This window comes from Corynebacterium sp. MSK044 (genome assembly GCF_030232825.1).
In the GTDB taxonomy this organism is placed as follows: domain Bacteria; phylum Actinomycetota; class Actinomycetes; order Mycobacteriales; family Mycobacteriaceae; genus Corynebacterium.
The window spans coordinates 17,765-35,414 of record NZ_JASPJJ010000009.1 but is presented as its reverse complement, the minus strand read 5'-3'; the positions used below and the strand labels follow the sequence as shown (position 1 = coordinate 35,414).

General features: G+C 62.6%; 19 protein-coding genes. 11 read left to right on the top strand and 8 right to left on the bottom strand.

The features are described 5' to 3' along the window. Positions 1 to 3 precede the first annotated feature (3 nt). From fdxA to QP994_RS06910, 3 genes are all read left to right on the top strand, one after another. On the top strand, positions 4 to 327 hold the full coding sequence (gene fdxA / locus QP994_RS06920) for a ferredoxin (protein ID WP_034662523.1): 324 nt from the start codon (positions 4 to 6) through the stop codon (positions 325 to 327). A gap of 3 nt (positions 328 to 330) precedes the next feature. Further along, entirely contained in the window at positions 331 to 1,434 is a 1,104-nt protein-coding gene (gene dapC, locus QP994_RS06915; RefSeq protein WP_284865848.1) for a succinyldiaminopimelate transaminase, read from the top strand. Between the two features lie 115 nt (positions 1,435 to 1,549). Continuing rightward, the gene (locus QP994_RS06910; RefSeq protein WP_284865847.1) at positions 1,550 to 2,134 is read left to right on the top strand and encodes a GtrA family protein; all 585 of its coding nucleotides are present in this window, start codon (positions 1,550 to 1,552) and stop codon (positions 2,132 to 2,134) included. Here QP994_RS06910 and QP994_RS06905 read toward each other — a convergent pair. The 5 genes from QP994_RS06905 to QP994_RS06885 form a co-directional block, all read right to left on the bottom strand. Next, complete coding sequence (locus QP994_RS06905) at positions 2,103 to 3,206, bottom strand: HNH endonuclease signature motif containing protein (RefSeq protein ID WP_284855072.1); 1,104 nt, start codon at positions 3,204 to 3,206, stop codon at positions 2,103 to 2,105. The two genes, QP994_RS06910 and QP994_RS06905, sit on opposite strands and share 32 nt — an antisense overlap. 115 nt (positions 3,207 to 3,321) lie before the next feature. Beyond that, positions 3,322 to 4,266: a 2,3,4,5-tetrahydropyridine-2,6-dicarboxylate N-succinyltransferase gene (gene dapD / locus QP994_RS06900; protein WP_284855071.1), complete on the bottom strand. Its 945-nt coding sequence runs from the start codon at positions 4,264 to 4,266 to the stop codon at positions 3,322 to 3,324. A 5-nt stretch (positions 4,267 to 4,271) separates the two neighbouring features. Beyond that, the gene (locus QP994_RS06895; protein ID WP_284865845.1) at positions 4,272 to 5,624 is read right to left on the bottom strand and encodes an amino acid permease; all 1,353 of its coding nucleotides are present in this window, start codon (positions 5,622 to 5,624) and stop codon (positions 4,272 to 4,274) included. Next, positions 5,624 to 7,003, bottom strand: coding sequence for an amino acid permease (locus QP994_RS06890; protein WP_502870025.1), 1,380 nt, complete (start codon positions 7,001 to 7,003; stop codon positions 5,624 to 5,626). The genes QP994_RS06895 and QP994_RS06890 overlap by 1 nt, the downstream gene beginning before the upstream one ends. A gap of 81 nt (positions 7,004 to 7,084) precedes the next feature. Beyond that, positions 7,085 to 8,005, bottom strand: coding sequence for a DapH/DapD/GlmU-related protein (locus tag QP994_RS06885; RefSeq protein ID WP_284865844.1), 921 nt, complete (start codon positions 8,003 to 8,005; stop codon positions 7,085 to 7,087). On the opposite strand from QP994_RS06885, the gene dapE reads away from it, so the two are divergent. Genes dapE through QP994_RS06850 form a run of 7 tightly spaced genes read left to right on the top strand, consistent with a single transcriptional unit; the run spans position 8,006 to position 12,867 of the window. Next, positions 8,006 to 9,106, top strand: coding sequence for a succinyl-diaminopimelate desuccinylase (gene dapE / locus QP994_RS06880; protein ID WP_284865843.1), 1,101 nt, complete (start codon positions 8,006 to 8,008; stop codon positions 9,104 to 9,106). It begins immediately after the preceding gene. Positions 9,107 to 9,147: 41 nt separating this feature from the next. Continuing rightward, positions 9,148 to 9,942 (top strand): LOG family protein, encoded by a 795-nt coding sequence (locus QP994_RS06875; RefSeq protein WP_284855066.1) that lies wholly within the window; start codon positions 9,148 to 9,150, stop codon positions 9,940 to 9,942. Between the two features lie 23 nt (positions 9,943 to 9,965). Beyond that, positions 9,966 to 10,778 carry a dihydropteroate synthase gene (folP, locus tag QP994_RS06870; RefSeq protein WP_284865842.1) on the top strand — a complete coding sequence of 271 codons (813 nt, stop codon included), beginning with the start codon at positions 9,966 to 9,968 and terminating at the stop codon, positions 10,776 to 10,778. Next, positions 10,775 to 11,506, top strand: coding sequence for a glucosyl-3-phosphoglycerate synthase (locus tag QP994_RS06865; RefSeq protein ID WP_284865841.1), 732 nt, complete (start codon positions 10,775 to 10,777; stop codon positions 11,504 to 11,506). The genes folP and QP994_RS06865 overlap by 4 nt, the downstream gene beginning before the upstream one ends. Before the next feature lie 9 nt (positions 11,507 to 11,515). Next, the gene (locus QP994_RS06860; RefSeq protein WP_284865840.1) at positions 11,516 to 11,848 is read left to right on the top strand and encodes a cell division protein DivIVA; all 333 of its coding nucleotides are present in this window, start codon (positions 11,516 to 11,518) and stop codon (positions 11,846 to 11,848) included. Further along, positions 11,820 to 11,990: a DUF3117 domain-containing protein gene (locus QP994_RS06855; protein WP_084576442.1), complete on the top strand. Its 171-nt coding sequence runs from the start codon at positions 11,820 to 11,822 to the stop codon at positions 11,988 to 11,990. The genes QP994_RS06860 and QP994_RS06855 overlap by 29 nt, the downstream gene beginning before the upstream one ends. A 10-nt stretch (positions 11,991 to 12,000) precedes the next feature. Beyond that, the gene (locus QP994_RS06850) at positions 12,001 to 12,867 is read left to right on the top strand and encodes a methyltransferase domain-containing protein (RefSeq protein ID WP_284855062.1); all 867 of its coding nucleotides are present in this window, start codon (positions 12,001 to 12,003) and stop codon (positions 12,865 to 12,867) included. A 92-nt stretch (positions 12,868 to 12,959) separates the two neighbouring features. Here the strand turns inward: QP994_RS06850 and QP994_RS06845 are convergent, their stop codons facing one another. Further along, the gene (locus tag QP994_RS06845; RefSeq protein WP_284865839.1) at positions 12,960 to 14,336 is read right to left on the bottom strand and encodes a GH32 C-terminal domain-containing protein; all 1,377 of its coding nucleotides are present in this window, start codon (positions 14,334 to 14,336) and stop codon (positions 12,960 to 12,962) included. A gap of 37 nt (positions 14,337 to 14,373) precedes the next feature. Continuing rightward, positions 14,374 to 15,552 carry a glycogen synthase gene (glgA, locus tag QP994_RS06840; protein ID WP_284865838.1) on the bottom strand — a complete coding sequence of 393 codons (1,179 nt, stop codon included), beginning with the start codon at positions 15,550 to 15,552 and terminating at the stop codon, positions 14,374 to 14,376. Positions 15,553 to 15,662: 110 nt separating this feature from the next. Here glgA and glgC point away from each other — a divergent pair, with 110 nt between their 5' ends. Further along, a complete protein-coding gene (gene glgC, locus QP994_RS06835) occupies positions 15,663 to 16,886 on the top strand; it encodes a glucose-1-phosphate adenylyltransferase (protein WP_284865880.1) in 1,224 nt (407 codons plus the stop codon). A 15-nt stretch (positions 16,887 to 16,901) separates the two neighbouring features. On the opposite strand, the gene QP994_RS06830 is transcribed toward glgC, so the two are convergent. Then, entirely contained in the window at positions 16,902 to 17,555 is a 654-nt protein-coding gene (locus tag QP994_RS06830; RefSeq protein ID WP_284855058.1) for an O-methyltransferase, read from the bottom strand. Positions 17,556 to 17,650 lie beyond the last annotated feature (95 nt).

Below are 17,650 nucleotides of genomic sequence, written 5' to 3'. Positions count from 1 at the left end.
CCCTTGACCTACATCATCGCTGAACCATGCGTTGACGTGCTCGACCGTTCATGTGTGGAGGAATGCCCCGTCGACTGCATCTATGAGGGCAAGCGCATGCTCTACATTCACCCCGACGAATGCGTGGACTGTGGCGCCTGCGAACCTGCCTGCCCCGTCGAAGCCATCTTCTATGAAGACGACCTTCCCGATGAGTGGAACGACTACTACGACGCCAACGTCGCATTTTTCGACGACCTTGGCTCCCCAGGTGGCGCCGCCGCCGAAGGCCCTTACGACTTCGACCACCCCTTCGTGGCCGCGTTGCCACCGATGAACCAGGAGTAGGACATGGGCCCGCGCCAATCGCTCAGCCAGGTCTTGCCGGACTTCCCGTGGGACACCATCGCCGACGTGAAGGCGCGCGCCGCGTCCCACCCTGACGGCCTCGTGGACCTATCCGTGGGCGGGCCCGTTGACCCCGTCCCGCCGCCTATCCAGCTCGCACTGGCGGAAAACTCAGCCGCGCCGGGGTACCCACAAACCACCGGTACGCCTGAACTGCGGGAGGCGATCGTCTCCGCGCTGACGCGTCGCTTCGGCATTGAAGGGCTGAGCGAGAACGCTGTGTTGCCCACCATCGGGCTAAAAGAAGTCGTGGCGTGGTTGCCCACGATGCTGGGGCGGCGGGGGCAGACCGTTGTGATTCCGGAGGTCGCGTACCCCACCTACGAAGTCGGCGCGCTCATTGCTGGGTGCAACGTTGTGCGTTGCGACGATCCCTCCCAAGCCCCTCGCGACACCGCCCTCGTCTTCCTCAATTCCCCCTCCAACCCGACCGGTGCCGTGGCCTCTGTGGAGCAGCTGCGCGCCTGGGTCGCGTTTGCGCGGGAGACCGGTGCCATCATCGCCTCCGATGAGTGCTACCTGTACCTCGGGTGGTCCGTTGAGCCGGTGTCGTTGCTGCACCCGTCTGTGACGGATGGTGATAACACTGGGCTGTTGGCGCTGCACTCCCTGTCTAAGACGTCCAATATGGCGTCCTACCGGTGCGGCATGGTCTTCGGCGACGAGGCACTGGTGCAGGAGCTTCTGGAGGTACGCAAGCACACCGGCCTCATCGTCCCCGGACCGATCCAACACGCCATGGTTGCTGCACTGGAGTCCGACATGCATGAGGAGATGCAGCGCTCCACCTACGCCATGCGGCGCCTTGAGTTGCTCAAAGCTCTTCCCACGGCTGGCTTCACCGTCGACTATTCGGATGCGGGCCTCTACCTCTGGGCACGCCGCGATGGCATGGATGCTCGCCAGGCCCTCGACTGGCTCGCCGAACGCGGCATCCTCGCTGCCCCCGGTGATTTCTACGGTCCTGCCGGCGCCCAGCATGTCCGTATCGCCCTGACAGCGACCGATGAGCGCATCGCCGCCGCAGCTGCTCGCCTGGGTTCCTAAAACACGCCCAACAAGCGTGGGGTTTCGGCAGGCTGTGTCTCACGGAGTAAGATTGCCGGGAGTTTAACGCGCCCTAAACAACCCGGCTTAAACAACCCGGACTGAGGAGAGATGCATGGTGGATGCGGTTTCGTCGTCGCCCGGGAAAGCGAGGAAAGCGGGGACGATCGTTGATAGTGCCCGCGAGTTCATCAAGTTCGGCATCGTGGGTGGCTCGGGTGTGCTGGTGAACCTGCTCGTGGTGTTCATCGCCACGAAGAGTTTCAGCGTCGGGTGGGGCATCCATGAGAATGATGTATTTTTCAACCTCTTTGGCACCCGGTGGAATATTCGTTGGTACCACGTGATCATGACGATCGCCTTCGTCGTGGCTAACACCTGGAATTACCAGTTGAACCGCTCATGGACGTTTAAGAATGTGCCAAAGCGGTCCTGGTTGCGCGGGTTTTTCCCTTTCCTGACCACGGGCATCGTGGCATTTGTGGTCAGCCAAACGGTGGCGACATTGCTGATGAACCCGACATCGCCGATCGCGCTGCCGGATCACATCTTCGATGGCTCCACCGGCCTGCGCACCAAGTTCTACTGGTCCGCAGGTATCTCGACGTTGGTGGCTATGCCCGTGAACTTCATCATCAACAAGCTCTGGACTTTTGGGCGCCCCAAAGTCATCCGTATTGAAACGGTTGAAACGGTTTAAACGGTCTAAACAGCACGTTCAACGCGCCCCATTCGCTGTGTTTGTTGGGCACCGCGTACCCGTTGGGTGAGCGCCAGATGGGTTGAGGGCCGATCGTGTCCACTCGGCCGCGGCGCACAACACCAGGGTCGTCGTCATTGGTGCCGTTGTGGTAGCGGCAGAGGGGGACGAGGTTAGCAATGTTCGTCTCACCACCATGTTTCCACGCCTTGATGTGGTGGATGTCGCAGTTATCTGCACCATGCCGGCACCCAGGCACCGGACACACCGGCATCACAGCCTTAGCTAGGTCCCGCTGCTTCTGGTTGGCAAAGCGCTGCGTCCGGTAGAGATTCACGGCGCCTTCCTGCGGGTGGAACAGCGCTACCTCAAGCTCGGCACCGTGGTACTTGGCCAGGTAGTGCGCACCGGTGATGGTGGTGCCGTCGGTAAGCCCGAGCACAGTCTCGTCGCCCTCGCCCCGCAAGATGCGCACAAACGACGGCAGCGGAATAACCACCAGCGGACGGGGAGCCGCGGGAGGAACCCCGGAGCCTTCGCCACGCAAGAGCTCCAAGAGAGGGACGACCATCTGCTCCGCGGCCGGCTTCGCCGGATCGATGTGTGAGAGCAGCGCATGCTCCAAGTCCGCCATATCGCGCGCCGGGGCAATCAGCGTCATGCCGCCCATTTCCTCGCGCGGAGTGTGGAATCGCACTTGCGGCTTCGGTTTCGGGGGCTTTGGGCGGGGGATGAGGCGGTCGGCGCGACGTCGTAAGGCCTCATACGTGCAATGCGACGTCAAGAGGGCGCGGCGCAGGCGCATACGCTCACCGAAGGGCTCAATATGCGCAATTCGCTTCTCGACGAACACCAGCTGCTCCACCGTAAACCCACCCGCCAACGCCTCTTCCCGGGCGAGCTTTTGCTGCTTCGGGGTGCGCGTTGGCCCCCAGTAAGCGTGGTGGACTTTGCTGAGGTCGGCGACCTGGCGTGGCGACATCCCAGCGGCGATGGCACGGTCGCGGTCAAAGCCCTCGAGGGCGGTGAGCGCGGCGCCGGAGAGGGCCTCTAGGAGTTCGTCGAATGTCATGCCTCGGACGCTATGCGGAGCGAAGTGGCCCCGCAAGCATCACGTGGCAAGGCTGTGGATAACCGTAGTGACACGTCTACAAAACGGCGTTTTATCCACAGAAACGGGCGCTGGGCTAGTTTTTGTGCAGCTCCTCATTGAGTTCCACGGCCTTGGCGCGGGTGGCTTCGACGGCACCGGTGAGGGAGTTGCGGCGGAACAGGAGACCATCCTTGCCGGACAGCTCCAGGGCTTTTACTTCTGTTCCGTCGCTGAGACGGACTTTGGTGCCGGCGGTGAGGTAGAGGCCGGCTTCGACAACGCAGTCGTTGCCAAGCGAGATACCCACGCCCGCGTTGGCGCCGAGCAGGCAGCGCTGTCCGATGGTGATGGTTTCTTTTCCGCCGCCGCTCAACGTGCCCATGATGGACGCGCCACCGCCGATGTCCGTGCCATCGCCGACAACGACGCCGGCAGAAATGCGACCTTCGACCATGGAAGCGCCGAGGGTGCCGGCGTTGAAGTTCACAAAGCCTTCATGCATGACGGTGGTGCCTTCGGCTAGGTGGGCACCTAGGCGGACGCGGTCAGCATCGCCGATGCGCACACCGGACGGCACAACGTAATCCACCATGCGTGGGAATTTATCCACGGAGTAGACCACTACCGGTCCCTTCGCAGCGAGTCGCCCCCGCGTCATCTGAAAATCGCCGACAGCGCAGGGTCCGTAATTCGTCCACACGACGTTGGACAACAGGCCGAAGATGCCGTCCATGTTCGCGCCGTGGGGGCGGATGAGGCGGTGGGAGAGGAGGTGGAGGCGCAGGTAGACGTCGTAAGCATCGACGGCCGGCTGGGTCAGATCCGCGATCGTTGTTTCCACCGCTACGCGCGCTACACCGCGCTCTTCATCAGGGCCAACCAGCGCGGCGAAACGGGCGTCAGGTTCCTCGAGGCGCTGTGTCCCCGTGGCACTAACCGCCTCCCCAACCTTGGGGGCTGGGTACCAGACGTCGAGGACGGTGCCGTCGTAGGTCAGTGTTGCTATGCCACGGGCGTGTGCAGTAGTCGGGGAAGTCATGCCCACTACTTTAGGGCGCTGCGCTTCTTCGTCAGGAGCGACAAGCCGACCAAAACGGCCGACAGGATGGTGACGGAGATGACTTGGGAGCGGGCGGAGTCGTCGAAAAGCATGAGCACGGTGAGCCCGAGCAAAGCGGCCAGAGTGACCCACGGGACCCACGTGGCGCCGCGCACGCGGACGGCGGACGAGGTTATGCGTGGGTGCAGTTTGATGAAGCTGAGCGTGATCATGATCCACGTGATAATGAGGCAGCCACCGGTGGCGGACATGATGAAGTCGATCATGCCTGGCGGGTTCCACCACTGCAGACCCACAGCGAGGAAGGCGAAGAACACGGAGATGAGCACCGAGTTCATGGGCACATTGTTGGCGTTGGTTTTAGCCATCCACTTCGGGGCGTCACCTTCGAGGGCTTGCTGGTAGGCGAGGCGGGAGGTGCCGTAGATCTGGGCGTTAAACGCAGACAGCAACGCGAGTACGATGACCACTTCCATGAACGCGGCGGCGCCCGGGATGTTGGCCATGTCGAGCACAGCGGTGAAGGGCGAGTCCGCGGCGGAATCCGCGCCATCGATGGAGGCGTAGGGCAGCAGCAGCGTGATCACGGCGACGGAGCCGAGGTAGAACACGGCGATGCGCCAGATGATGGAATTCACGGCGCGCTTGACGTTGTTGGCCGGGTTTTCGGACTCGGCGGCGGCGATGGTGACCACTTCGATGCCACCAAAGGCGAACGCGACGGCGAGAAGACCAGCGGCGATACCTGCGATGCCGTTGGGGGCGAAGCCGGATTCGCGTACATTGTCAAAGCCAACGAACCCGCTCGCTGGCAGTACGCCGAGCCACAAGAGTACGCCGATGATGAGGAAGCCCACGATCACCGCGATCTTGATCATGGCGAACCAGTATTCAAACTCGCCGAACCCCTTGACTTGGGCGAGGTTCACGGCGGTGAGAATGACAACAACGATGAGTCCCGGAATCCACTGCGGCACGTCGAACCAAGAGGCCATCATGGCGGATGCGCCGGTGAGCTCGGCACCGCACGCCATGATCAGCAGGAAGTAATACAACCATCCGAGTAGGAATCCAGCCCAGTGGCCGAAAGCCATGCGCCCGTAGGTGGCAAAAGACCCCGACGAGGGGTGCGCGGCCGCCATCTCGCCGAGCATGCGCATGACAGCGATGACGATGAGCCCGGCGATCGCGTATGCAACAAGAATCGCGGGGCCCGCCGCGCGGATGCCCACACCGACGCCGAGGAACAGGCCGGCACCCACTGCGGTGCCCAAACCCATGAGGGTGAGGTGGCGGGATTTCAGGCCGGTGCCGAGTTCGCTTGTCTGCGCCCCCATTAACCCGCAGTCGTCCCTTCCGGCTTACGCGTCCACAGGAGACCGGCGAGAGTGATGACACCGACGACGACGGCAACGGCGAACATCTGGAAACGCCCGTCCGGATCGGAGAGCATCAGCAGGATGACACCGGCGGTAAGCGCAATCATGATCCAGGGGAGGACGTTGGGTGCCCACATGCGGACATCGGTGATTTCGCCATTGTCGACGAGTTTCGGGTGCAGGCGCACAAACGACAGTGCAACGGCGATCCACAGCACGATGAGGCAGCCACCGACAGCGTTGAGCAGGAAGGCGAGCAGCCCCGGCGGGTTCCAGTACTGGAGTGCCACGGCGACGAAGCCGAAGAACACGGATACGACAACGGCGCGGACGGGAACACCGCGGTTATCGGTCTGGGCGAAGGCCGTGGGGGCGTCTCCACGCACGGCGAGGTTCTGCAGGAAGCGGGAGGAACCGTAGATCTGCGTGTTGCAGGCAGACAGTAGCGCCACGACGATGACGGCTTCCATGATGCCCACGGCACCCGGGATGTTGGCCATTTCGAGGACGGCGGTGAAGGGGGATTCAGCGGCAGAGTCGGCGCCACCGATCTGGTCGAAAGGCAGTAGCAGAATGATCAGGAGGACGGAGCCGATGTAGAACACGGAGATACGCCAGATGATGGAGCGGATCGCGGAGTGCACGCCGGCCTCTGGGTTTTCGGATTCAGCGGCAGCAACGGTGACAAGCTCAATTCCGCCGAAGGCGAATGCCACAGCCAAAAGCGCGGTAGCCACACCGGCCCAGCCGTTTGGCATGAAGCCGACTTCGCTGACGTTGGTCAGGCCAACGAAGCCCCCCGACGGCAGCAGGCCGAGCCACAGTGCCGCGCCGATGGCCAGGAAAGCAACAATGACGAGCACCTTGATCAGCGCGAACCAGAATTCGAATTCGCCGAAGTTCTTCACCGCTGCGAAGTTGATCACGGTGAAGACAGCAATGGCAGCCAGCGCCGGAATCCACGGGGAGATGCCAAACCAGTGGGCGACGATAGCGGAGGCACCGGTGATTTCAACGGCCATGATCATGATCATCATGAACCAGTACAGCCAGCCAATGGCGAAGCCGGCCCAGCGGCCAAAGGCCTGCTCAGCGTAGATGGAGAAGGTGCCGGAGGAGGGGCGTGCGGCAACCATCTCCGCGAGCATCTGCATGAAGCACACGGTGATGAAGCCAGCGACGATGTAGGCAAGGAGGACGGCGGGGCCCGCAGCGGCGATGCCAACGCCGGTGCCGAGGAAGAGTCCGGCACCGATGGCTGAGCCGAGGCCCATCATGGTGAGGTGGCGCGTTTTCAGACCGCGAGCAAGGGCGGTGGAATCGGCGACGGGGGAAATAGGTGTCGACATGTCCAACACTTTAAACCTCGCTGCGCAGAAGCTGACATTGTGCTCCGGTTTAGCGGTGTTGTGGGTGCCCTAGGTACGCCAGCGAAGAACGGGGATAGTGGAATACGGCTCGTTCTGGATGCTCACGCTGTCCGAACCGGCGATGTTGGCAGCGGGGAAATCATTGCCCGTTGTGGGGTCGAAGATGGGAGTCTGTGGTTCCAGGATGACGCCGGCACCAACGCTGCAGTTGTTGCCCAAGCTGATGCCGTTGATGCTGGCGGTGGGGTGGAAGTAGCAGTTGTCGCCGATGCGCATGGGTGCGCGACCAAGATCGGTGGTGCGGGTAGCCATCAGCGCACTGCCACGCTCAAGGGTGCTGTGCGCGCCGACGACGACGAAGGAGGAGATGGTGCCTTCTACCCGCACTGGCCCGAGTGTGCCGGCGTTGTAGGAGACGTAGCCTTCGCGCACGACGGTGGTGCCTTCCGCGAGGTAAGCGCCCAGGCGGACGCGTTCAGCCTCCGCAATAGTGACACCGGTGGGCACCACGTAGTCCACCATGCGGGGCAGCCGTTCGATGCTGTACACGTGGATCGTTCCGCGGGAGCGCAGGTTTGTGCGCACGTATTCAAAATCATCGGGCAGGCACGGGCCCTTGTTGGTCCACGCGACGGGCACGAGCAGGTCCAGTGCGTCCGTCATGTTGATCTCCAGTGGCCGTACTTTGCGGTGGGAGAGCAGGTGGAGGCGCAGGTAGACGTCGAAAGCATCAATCGCAGGGGCGTCTAGGTCGGCGATTTCGGTGAGGATGGGAACCACTTCGACGTGCCTGTCCCGGTCCATGCCCACGAGGTTGAGCAGGCGCGGGGAAAGTTCGTTGGCGCTGACGCGGCGGGTGGAGGGGGTGGAGGCATCGTCGATAAGCGAAACTGCGGGGAACCAGGAATCGAGGACGGTTCCGTCGGCGGCGATGTGAGCAATTCCTAATGCGCGGGCTCCAACTGGCATATGCGTCATCGTACTAGGCTCGCTCGCGTGAATATTTTCGCCGACCCAGTTGAGCTGACCAAGCAGCTTATCGACGTCCCGTCCCCCTCCCACCACGAACACGCCCTCGCCGATGCCCTTGAGGGACCTCTGCGGGAGTTGCCTGGTGTGGAGGTCGTGCGGCGCGGCAATACGCTGGTGGCGCGGACGGACCGGGGGCTGCCGCGGCGGGTGGTGTTGGCGGGGCATATTGATACGGTGCCACTGGCGGACAACGTCCCGCATCACATGGAGGGGGACGTGCTGTGGGGGTGTGGTTCCGTGGACATGAAGTCCGGTATGGCGTGCTACATCCATGCTTTTGCCACGCTGTGTGATGCGGATGAGCTTGCTTTTGATTTGACGTTGATTTGTTATGAGGCGGAAGAGGTGGCCGCGCAGTACAACGGCCTAGCGCTGCTGGAACGCGATTGCCCGGAGCTTTTGGCGGGGGATTTGGCGCTGCTTGGCGAGCCATCGGGCGCCGTCATTGAAGCCGGCTGCCAGGGCAGCATCCGTGTTTTTATCACGGCGCGAGGCACTCGTGCGCATTCCGCGCGGGCTTGGCTGGGGCACAATGCGGCGCATGATCTCGCAGGCGTGCTGGCACGCATCGCAGCCTACGAGCCGCGCACTGTGACTATCGCCGGCTGCGAGTACCAAGAAGGCCTCAACGTCGTTGGTCTGTCAGGTGGCGTGGCCACGAACACCATCCCCGATGAAGCGCAGCTCACCGTGAATTTCCGCTTCGCACCCGACCGCAGCCTGGCAGACGCCAAGGCGCACCTGGAGGAGGTGCTGGCCCTCGAAGAAGGCTTGGAGCTGACCTACGACGACGCCGTTGGCGGCGCACTGCCCGGCCTGGAGAATCCGGTTGCGCAGGGGCTTTTGGCGGCTGTCGGTGGCGTTTACCGCGCCAAGTTCGGATGGACGGATGTAACCCGCTTCTCTAGTCTGGGTATTCCGGCTGTGAACTTTGGCCCAGGCGATCCGGGTTTTGCCCATAAGATCGACGAGCAATGCCCCGTCTCGCAGATTCAGGATGTTGCGAACGCCCTGATGGCATATCTCACCGGGGCCTAAGAGAACAGACAAGCACGACAGTATGAAGGCGAAGAATTTCCGTGGCTCCACACAAAACTCCCCGTCAGTCTTCCGGCCCTGGCCGTGACCGCACGCTCCGCGGCCCCATTTTGGCGCGCGATAGGGACGGGTTTGACCCGTCCACCTATGACCAGCGTCTGCTGGAGATGGGTCGCGCTGACCATGATTGGAAGCACGCTGATCCGTGGCGCGTGATGCGCATTACCTCAGAGTTCATCGCTGGTTTTGATGCGCTGCATGATCTGGATTGGGCAGTCACCGTGTTCGGTTCCGCACGCCTGGGCGAGGGGACCCCGGAGTATGAGCAAGCCCGCCAGCTCGGCACGGCATTGGTTGAGGCGGGCTACGCCGTGATCACCGGTGGCGGTCCTGGCCTCATGGAGGGGCCGAACCGTGGGGCGCATGACGCAGGAGGGACGTCGGTAGGCCTGGGCATTGAACTGCCGTTTGAGCAAGGGCTCAACGAGTGGGTCGATCTGGGGCTGAACTTCCGCTACTTTTTTGCGCGCAAGACCATGTTCCTCAAGTACTCCCAGGCCTTCGTGTCGCTGCCGGGTGGATTCGGCACAATGGATGAGGTTTTTGAGATCCTGTGCATGGTCCAGACGGGCAAGGTGACTAATTTCCCCATCGTCCTCCTCGGCACTGAATTCTGGGGTGGTCTGGTGGATTGGATCCGTTCACAGCTGCTCGGCCGTGGACTCATCTCGGACGGCGATGATCAGCTCTTCCTAGTCACAGATTCGGTGGATGAGGCGGTGGAGTACATCGTGCAGGCCCACTCCACGATGGCGGATCCCCGGAATATCCAGTGACCTCGCCTGCGCTACCGAGGGTGATGGCGATTGTGAACCGCACCCCGGATTCTTTCTACGATCGCGGCGCGACCTATCAGTTCGATGATGCTCTCCGCCGCTGCGCCGAGGTGGTGGAAGCAGGTGCTTCCATCATCGACGTCGGTGGTGTCAAGGCCGGTCCAGGCCAAGAGGTTGACGTCGTGGAGGAAACCGAGCGGGTTGTGCCCCTCATCGCGGCGATTCGTGAGCAGCACCCGGCGGTAGACATCTCGGTGGACACGTGGCGCGCCGCTGTCGCCGATGCGGCGGTGGATGCTGGAGCCACGATCATCAATGACACGTGGGCGGGCTTCGACCCTGAGCTCGTCGAGGTCGCCGGCGCGCGCAAGGTCGGCTACGTGTGCTCTCACACTGGCGGGGCCACGCCGCGCACGCGTCCGCATAGAGTGCTTTACGACGACGTCGTTGCCCACATCATCCACACCACCACCTCCCTGGCCGAACGTGCTGCTTCCTGCGGTGTCCCAGAGGAGAAAGTGTTCATCGATCCGACCCACGACTTTGGCAAGAACACCTTCCACGGCCTGGAGATCCTGCGGCGTATTGAGGAGGTCACCGCGACGGGCTGGCCGGTGCTCATGGCGCTGTCGAACAAGGACTTCATCGGGGAGACACTTGACCGCCCGGTGGGTGAGCGTGTTGCCGGCACCCTCGCGGCGACGGCATGGTGCGCTGCCCGGGGTGTGGCGGCATTCCGGGTGCATGAGGTTGCTGAAACCGTGGACGTCATCCGCATGACCGCCGCCATCCAGGGCACCATCGCGCCCCTGAACACCGTGCGGGGTCTGGCATGAAGGTCTCCGTTGTCATCCCGGCGCTGAACGAGGAAGCCACCGTCGCCGGTGTTGTGACCGCTGCGCGTGCGTCCTGCGCCAGCGAGGTCATCGTGGTGGATTCGGACTCCACGGATAACACCGCCGCCGTCGCCCGCGACGCCGGCGCCACGGTGCTTAATTGGAAGGCCATCGCCCCCGACATCCCTGTTCGCCCCGGCAAAGGCGAAGCGCTCTGGCGCGGTGTGCGTGCCGCCACCGGCGATGTCGTGGTCTTCCTCGACGCGGACGTGACCACGGTGGAGCCGGAGTGGGTGGACAAGCTGGCGGGCGAGTTCGCAAGCAAGCACGTACAGCTAGTGAAAGCGACTTATCGCCGCACGCTCGACGGCGTGGATCACGGCGGCGGGCGTGTGACGGAGTTGACCGCGAAACCGCTGCTGAATCTCCTGTTCCCGGAGATCCCCGCGCTTGAGCAACCATTGGCCGGCGAGTACGCCATCCGGCGCGACGCGGCTTTGAGCCTGCCGTTCGTGGCAGGCTACGGCGTGGAGGTGAGCCTGCTCATTGACATCGCCACGGCTTACGGGCCGAATGCGATCACCCAGGTCAACCTCGGCGTGAAAACGCACCGTAACCGTCCGCTGGCGCAATTGGCAGGCATGTCTGACATCGTGGCTCGCACCATCCTGAGCCGCGCCGGGGTCGCTGATACTGCTGTGGAAGAACGCGAGCCCTGGGTGGGATAAACTCGCCTCATGCTGTCTTGGATACTGCTGATCCTGGTGATCGCCGCCGTTGCCGTTTTTGGCATTTGGGCTTCCGCAAGCCTCTTCGGGCGCGGTGAAGTTTTGCCGCCGCTGGATGAGCCTGCAGACGTGATCGCCGCCAACCGCGCTGCCGTGGCTGAAGGGCGCTTCGATGACATCGTATTAGATGTGGTCAGGCGCGGTTACCGCCAAGATCAGGTGGACGCCCTCGTGGAGGACCTCAGGCAGTTTTCTGCCGGTGCGCGTACTATTGATCTAGTTGACACTGTTGAAGACAAAGGAGTGACACCGCATGGCAGCAATGAAGCCTCGCACTGGTAACGGCCCGATGGAAGTGGTCGAGGAGAGCCGCAAGATTGTGATGCGCATCCCGTCTGATGGTGGCGGCCGTCTCGTGGTTGAGCTCAACAACGAGGAAGCAACGGAGCTGGGCAACCTGCTGTTGTCCGTGGCAGGGGAGTAACTGGAACTTTATGCTCCACCACGTCATTGACGTTCTCGCCGATCCGATTGATGGGTCGGCGCTTTCTGGTGCGGACGAGTTTTCGCGGTTGGTGTCCACCACGGGTCACTCGTATGACGTGGCTAAGCAGGGCTATGTCACGTTGGCGTCCGGCGCGGGTTTGAATCATGAGGGCGATAGCCCGGCGATGGTCTCCTCGCGTGAAGCTTTCTTGTCGCGCGGGCATTTCGCGCCCTTCGTGGAAACCGTGACGGAGCGCGTGCTCGATGCGTTATCGCACGGCCCGCTTGTCGACGATGCCCAGCCCACCATCCTCGAAGTCGGAGCCGGCACCGGCTACTACCTGTCACACACCCTCGACGCGGTGGAGAATTCCCGCGGTGTGGGTGTGGATATTGCTGTCCCGGCTGCGAAGCACCTGGCGAAGTCCCACCCACGCGTGGGTGCTGTGGTTGCCGACGTATGGGCAGGCCTGCCTCTGCAGGATAAGTCCGTGGATGTGATCACGGTGATCTTCGCTCCACGTAACCCGGCGGAATTTGCCCGCGTGCTCAGTGATGACGGTGAGGTCATCGTCCTCACCCCGCAGCAAGGGCACCTGGATGAGCTGCGTGAGCCGCTCGGCATCTTGGGTGTGGAGGACGGCAAAGTTGACCGCCTCCTCGAACAAGCCCGCGGATACTTAGAGCCGGTGGGCGATGGTGAACTGATTGAGTTCCCCATGCGCCTGGACCGTGACGCGATTGCCGCGCAGGTGGGCATGAGTCCCTCCGCACGCCATATTGAGCCTGCGGTGCTCGCTGAGCGCGTGGCGCAGCTGCCGGAGATGATGCAGGTCACCGCGCGTGCACAGCTAACCCGCCTAGGTAGGGCGTAGAACGCCCTACCTAGAAGGATCTACCCAGCTTGCTATCTCTCCCTAGGTAGGGCCTCTATCGTTTCGCTCTACCCGTCGATAGGGCTTACGCCCTATCGACGCCACTGATCGTTGATCTCCGCATCGCCTTCAACGGTGGTGCGGATGCCTGCCACGCCGTTTTCGGGCCAGAACCGGCTGGAGAGGGTGACGGCGCCGCCGCCGGCGAAGATTTCGATGGCGGAGCCGTCGATAAGCACGGAAATGTGATCTTCGTCTTCGTCGTCGAGTTCGGCGATAGCGGGCTGTCCGTCGAGGCGGTCGAGCGTGATTTTGTCACCGGAGTGGACGATGGAGGCGCAGACCTCACCCGCGTTGTCCAGCACGTCGACGGTGACGCTGGAGCCGACGGGGATCTCACACATGCCGGTCCACAGAATGGCGCGCTCGGTGGCGTCTACTGCGCCGGGCAGGCCAGGCGCTGGGGTTTGGTAGAGCTTGCCGCCGGCGAGGGTGACCACGCGGGGGAGGGACAACGCATTGGCCCAGCCTTCCGTGGCCCAGGTGGGCTGGGTGGTGGGGTCGCCGCCGCGGCCGGTGGAGGCAAGCAATCCGAAGATGCGGGCTTCGGCGTAACGCTCATCATCGGTCTGGGTGCCGGTGACAACGTTGGTGCTGCGCGGGCGTGTGAAGTCGTGGCCGTGGTCGAGGCGGGTGAACGGGGTGGTCACCTGGAATTCGGAGCCGTCGAGAGTGCCCACGAGGTAGCCGGAGATTTCCCCGCCCTCGCGCTCTTGGGTGAGGAACAGCACGTCATAGATGACGCCATCCACCTCATCGCGCAGGCGGATGATGCGGGGAGCGACTGTGCGGGCATCAGCCGGGATCCCGGATTCACCTGCGAAAGCCAAGGGGCCGATGATGGTCCACGTCTCTTGGTCCGTGGATTCCAGCACCACCGGAACGGGTTCCTCTTCCGGGCCGGTGGAGGCGAGCATGAGCCAACCGGCTTGGCCTTGGTCGCGGTCGTTGTTTTCCTCCCAGTCCGGCACAACGCAGGGGGAGCGGAAGCGGACGAAGCGTCCGGTGTCCTTCACCACAGGGCCAAGGCGGCGAACACCGGGGTCGACGTCGTCGGATTCGTCGAGGTGCTCGCACAGCGCTTCAATATCGTCCACGTGCGCGACCTGGATGGTGGTGCCAGCGGATGTTTCAGAGGTGAAGTACAGGTTGGTGCCAGTTTTGCTGGCCACCACGGAGCCGGCGAGCACCCGGGTTTCACCACCGACGGGAGCGATAACGTCGTCGCATTCGTAGAAGTCGAAGGGGTTACCTTCGGAGAATTGGTGGGCCCAGCGGGTGGGGGCGCCTGGCTCGGTTTCGTACTGGTAGAACAGGTGCCAATCTTCGCCGTTGCGGAGCATTCCGGCGGCAGCATCGAGGATGCCGCGCTCGGCGGTGACGTGCAGTTCTGGTCGAAGGGTGCTCACTGTCAGGGTTCCTTTGCGTGCTGTTGTGGGGGCGGTGCTACATGAGCGAGGCGTAGACGTCTACGGTTTCTTGGGCGATTTTGTCCCAGGTGAATTCTTGTTTCACGCGAGTCAGGCCGGCGGCTGCGTACTTTTTGGTCAGGGCGGCATCGGCGGCAAGGGCATTGACAGCAGACGCGATGTCTTTTTCAAAGGTGGTGGTGTCTGCTTCGTCGTAATGCACGAGCGTGCCGGTCTCCCCGTCGATGACAACCTCGGGGATGCCGCCGACGTCGGAGGCAACAACGGCGGTTTCACACGCCATGGCTTCGAGGTTCACAATGCCCAATGGTTCGTACACTGACGGGCACACGAAGATGTCCGCGGCGGAGTAAATCTCACGGATCTGTTCTTTCGGCAGCATCTCAGTTACCCAGTGCACGCCGTCGCGGGTTTCGCGGAGCTTGTCCACGAGCCCTTCGGTCTCCGCCGCAATTTCCGGCGTATCGGGCGCACCGGCGCACAGGATGATCTGGATGTCCTTGTCAAAGTCCTGGGCAGCCTTCACCAGGTGGGGGACACCCTTCTGGCGGGTGATGCGGCCAACAAAGGCGACGATCGGTCGGGAGGTGTCCACACCGAGACGCTCGATGATGCCGGTGGATTCCGGGGTGTCGGGGGAGACGTGGAACCACTCGGTGGTGTCGATGCCGTTGAGGATGACGTGGACCCGTGATTCGTCGATACGCGGGTAGGCGCGCAAAATGGCGTCCTTCATCCCGGAGGACACACCGATCACCGCGTCGGCGTTTTCCATGGCGTTCTTCTCGGACCAGGAGGAGACATCGTATCCACCGCCGAGCTGCTCGCGCTTCCACGGGCGATCCGGCTCAAGCGAGTGTGCGGTGACCACGTGAGGGATGCCGTGCAAGAGGCCGGCGAGGTGGCCGCCGAGGCCGGAGTACCAGGTGTGGGAATGGACCACGTCGACGTTGGTGGCGGCATTGGCCATCCGCAGGCCCGTCGACAAGGTTTTGAGCGCGCTGTTTGCTTCCGCAAGTTCGGGGTCCACGCCGTGCACATACACGCCTTCGGCATCACGGGGCGCACCCATGCAGTGGACGTCCACCTCCACGCCGTCGAGCTGGCGCATAAAGCGGGTCAGCTCCGTGACGTGCACGCCAGCACCACCGTAAATTTCCGGTGGGTATTCGCGGGTCATCATTCCGACTCTCATGATCACCGACACTAGCTACGTTTGCGCGTCAGTGCATGAGCGCGACCCGCGAGGGTAATTTCGGGTGTGATGCGCTGCGAGAACGAGCCAAGTTACCTAGTCTTAATGGTGTGATACGCCAGCCGAATGTTCTTGCCATCGTCCTCGCCGGTGGAGAAGGAAAGCGACTGTTTCCGCTGACTCTCGACCGCGCCAAGCCAGCCGTCCCGTTCGGCGGTAATTACCGCCTGATCGATTTTGTGCTATCGAATCTGGTGAACGCGGGCTATAACCGCATCGCCGTGTTGACGCAGTACAAGTCACACTCGCTGGACCGCCACGTTGCTACAGCCTGGAATTTCTCGGGTCCGACGCACCAGTACATTGCGTCGGTGCCAGCCCAGCAGCGTTTGGGTAAGCGCTGGTACCAGGGTTCTGCGGATGCGCTGCTGCAGTCGCTGAACCTCATTTTTGATGAGTCCCCGGATTACGTTCTCGTCTTCGGCGCGGACCACGTGTACCGCATGGATCCGTCACAGATGGTGGAGGATCACATCGCGTCGGGTAAGGCCTGTACCGTCGCGGGCATTCGTGTGCCGCGCAGTGAGGCCTCGCAGTTTGGCTGTATTCAGTCTGATGAGGATGGCACCATCACGGAGTTTCTGGAGAAGCCGGCTGATCCGCCGGGCACTCCCGATGATCCGGATACGACGTTCGCGTCAATGGGCAATTATTGCTTTTCGACGGAGGCGTTGATCCAAGCCCTCCGCGACGACAACGAAAACGAAAGTTCTGACCACGATATGGGCGGGGACATCATTCCGTACTTCGTGGAACGCGGTGAGGCGAATGTCTATGACTTCTCCTCGAACGAAGTACCGGGGGCAACGGAACGCGATAAGGCGTACTGGCGTGATGTAGGGACCATCGATAGTTTCTACGAAGCACACATGGATCTCATCTCCATCCACCCCGTGTTCAACCTGTACAACAAGGCGTGGCCAATCCACTCCACGGAGGATGAGAACCTGCCGCCGGCGAAGTTCGTCTCCGGGGGTCTTGCGCAGGAATCCATCATCGCGCCGGGGTCCATTATTTCCGGTTCGACGGTGCGAAATTCGGTGCTGTCTACGGATGTGTACGTCGAGGATGGGGCAGTGGTGGAATCTTCTGTTCTCATGCCGGGTGTGCGCGTGGGCAAGGGAGCGATCGTGCGCCACGCGATCTTGGACAAGAACGTCTACGTCTCCGATGGTGCTGCTGTGGGCACGCACCGCGCGGACGATGAACGCCGCGGCTTCACCATTTCCGCCGAGGGAGTGGTGGTTGTGGGCAAGGGCGAACTCGTCGAGTAGCCCCTAAACCAGCTCTTACTGGGCGCGGGTGATCAGCGTGACACCCGCATCAAGTGGCAGGCGTGTGACCAGGGCACCGTCGAGGGTGTCAATGAGCGCGTCGGCTTCACGGGCGGCGGTGGTGTTGCGGTCGGTACGGGACGCGTCGACAAGCGTGCCGTCTAGCAACGAGCCAAGCAGAACGAGCGTGCCACCTGGCGTGAGCAGCGGCCATGCGGCTTCAACAACGGCGGGGAGATCCACCGGCTCCACATCCGCGACAACGAGGTGATACGACTCCGTAGCCAGGCGCCCCAGCACGTCCAGCGGGCGCGACGGCAGAAAACGGGTGCGTGAAGGGCCAAAGCCCGCATCGCGGAAGGTGGCCTTGGCACGCGCCTGGTGGTCTGCTTCCGGGTCGATACAGGTCAGATTCGATTTCTCTGGCAGGCCAGCAAGGATGTGCAAGCCCACGACACCGGCGGCCGGGGTCATAGCTACAGCTCCGCCCTCACCGACAGCAGCCAGTGTGCCCAGCAGGCTACCCAGCGCCACGCCCGGGCTGGACAGACCGTACTCGCTGGCATCCGCCCGTGCGGTGTCAAGCGCTGCCTGCAGGTCAGCCTGGGTACTGCGGCCAGCGGCGGAGGAAATGTATGCGTTCAGAGAAGAAAATGCAGAGTCGCTCACACCGGCCATCCTACGAAACACAGGGGGACTTCGACGGGTGGGGCACGCCGTGCGGATACCTCACAGGAATTTCCTAGGGCCTGGCTACACCTGTG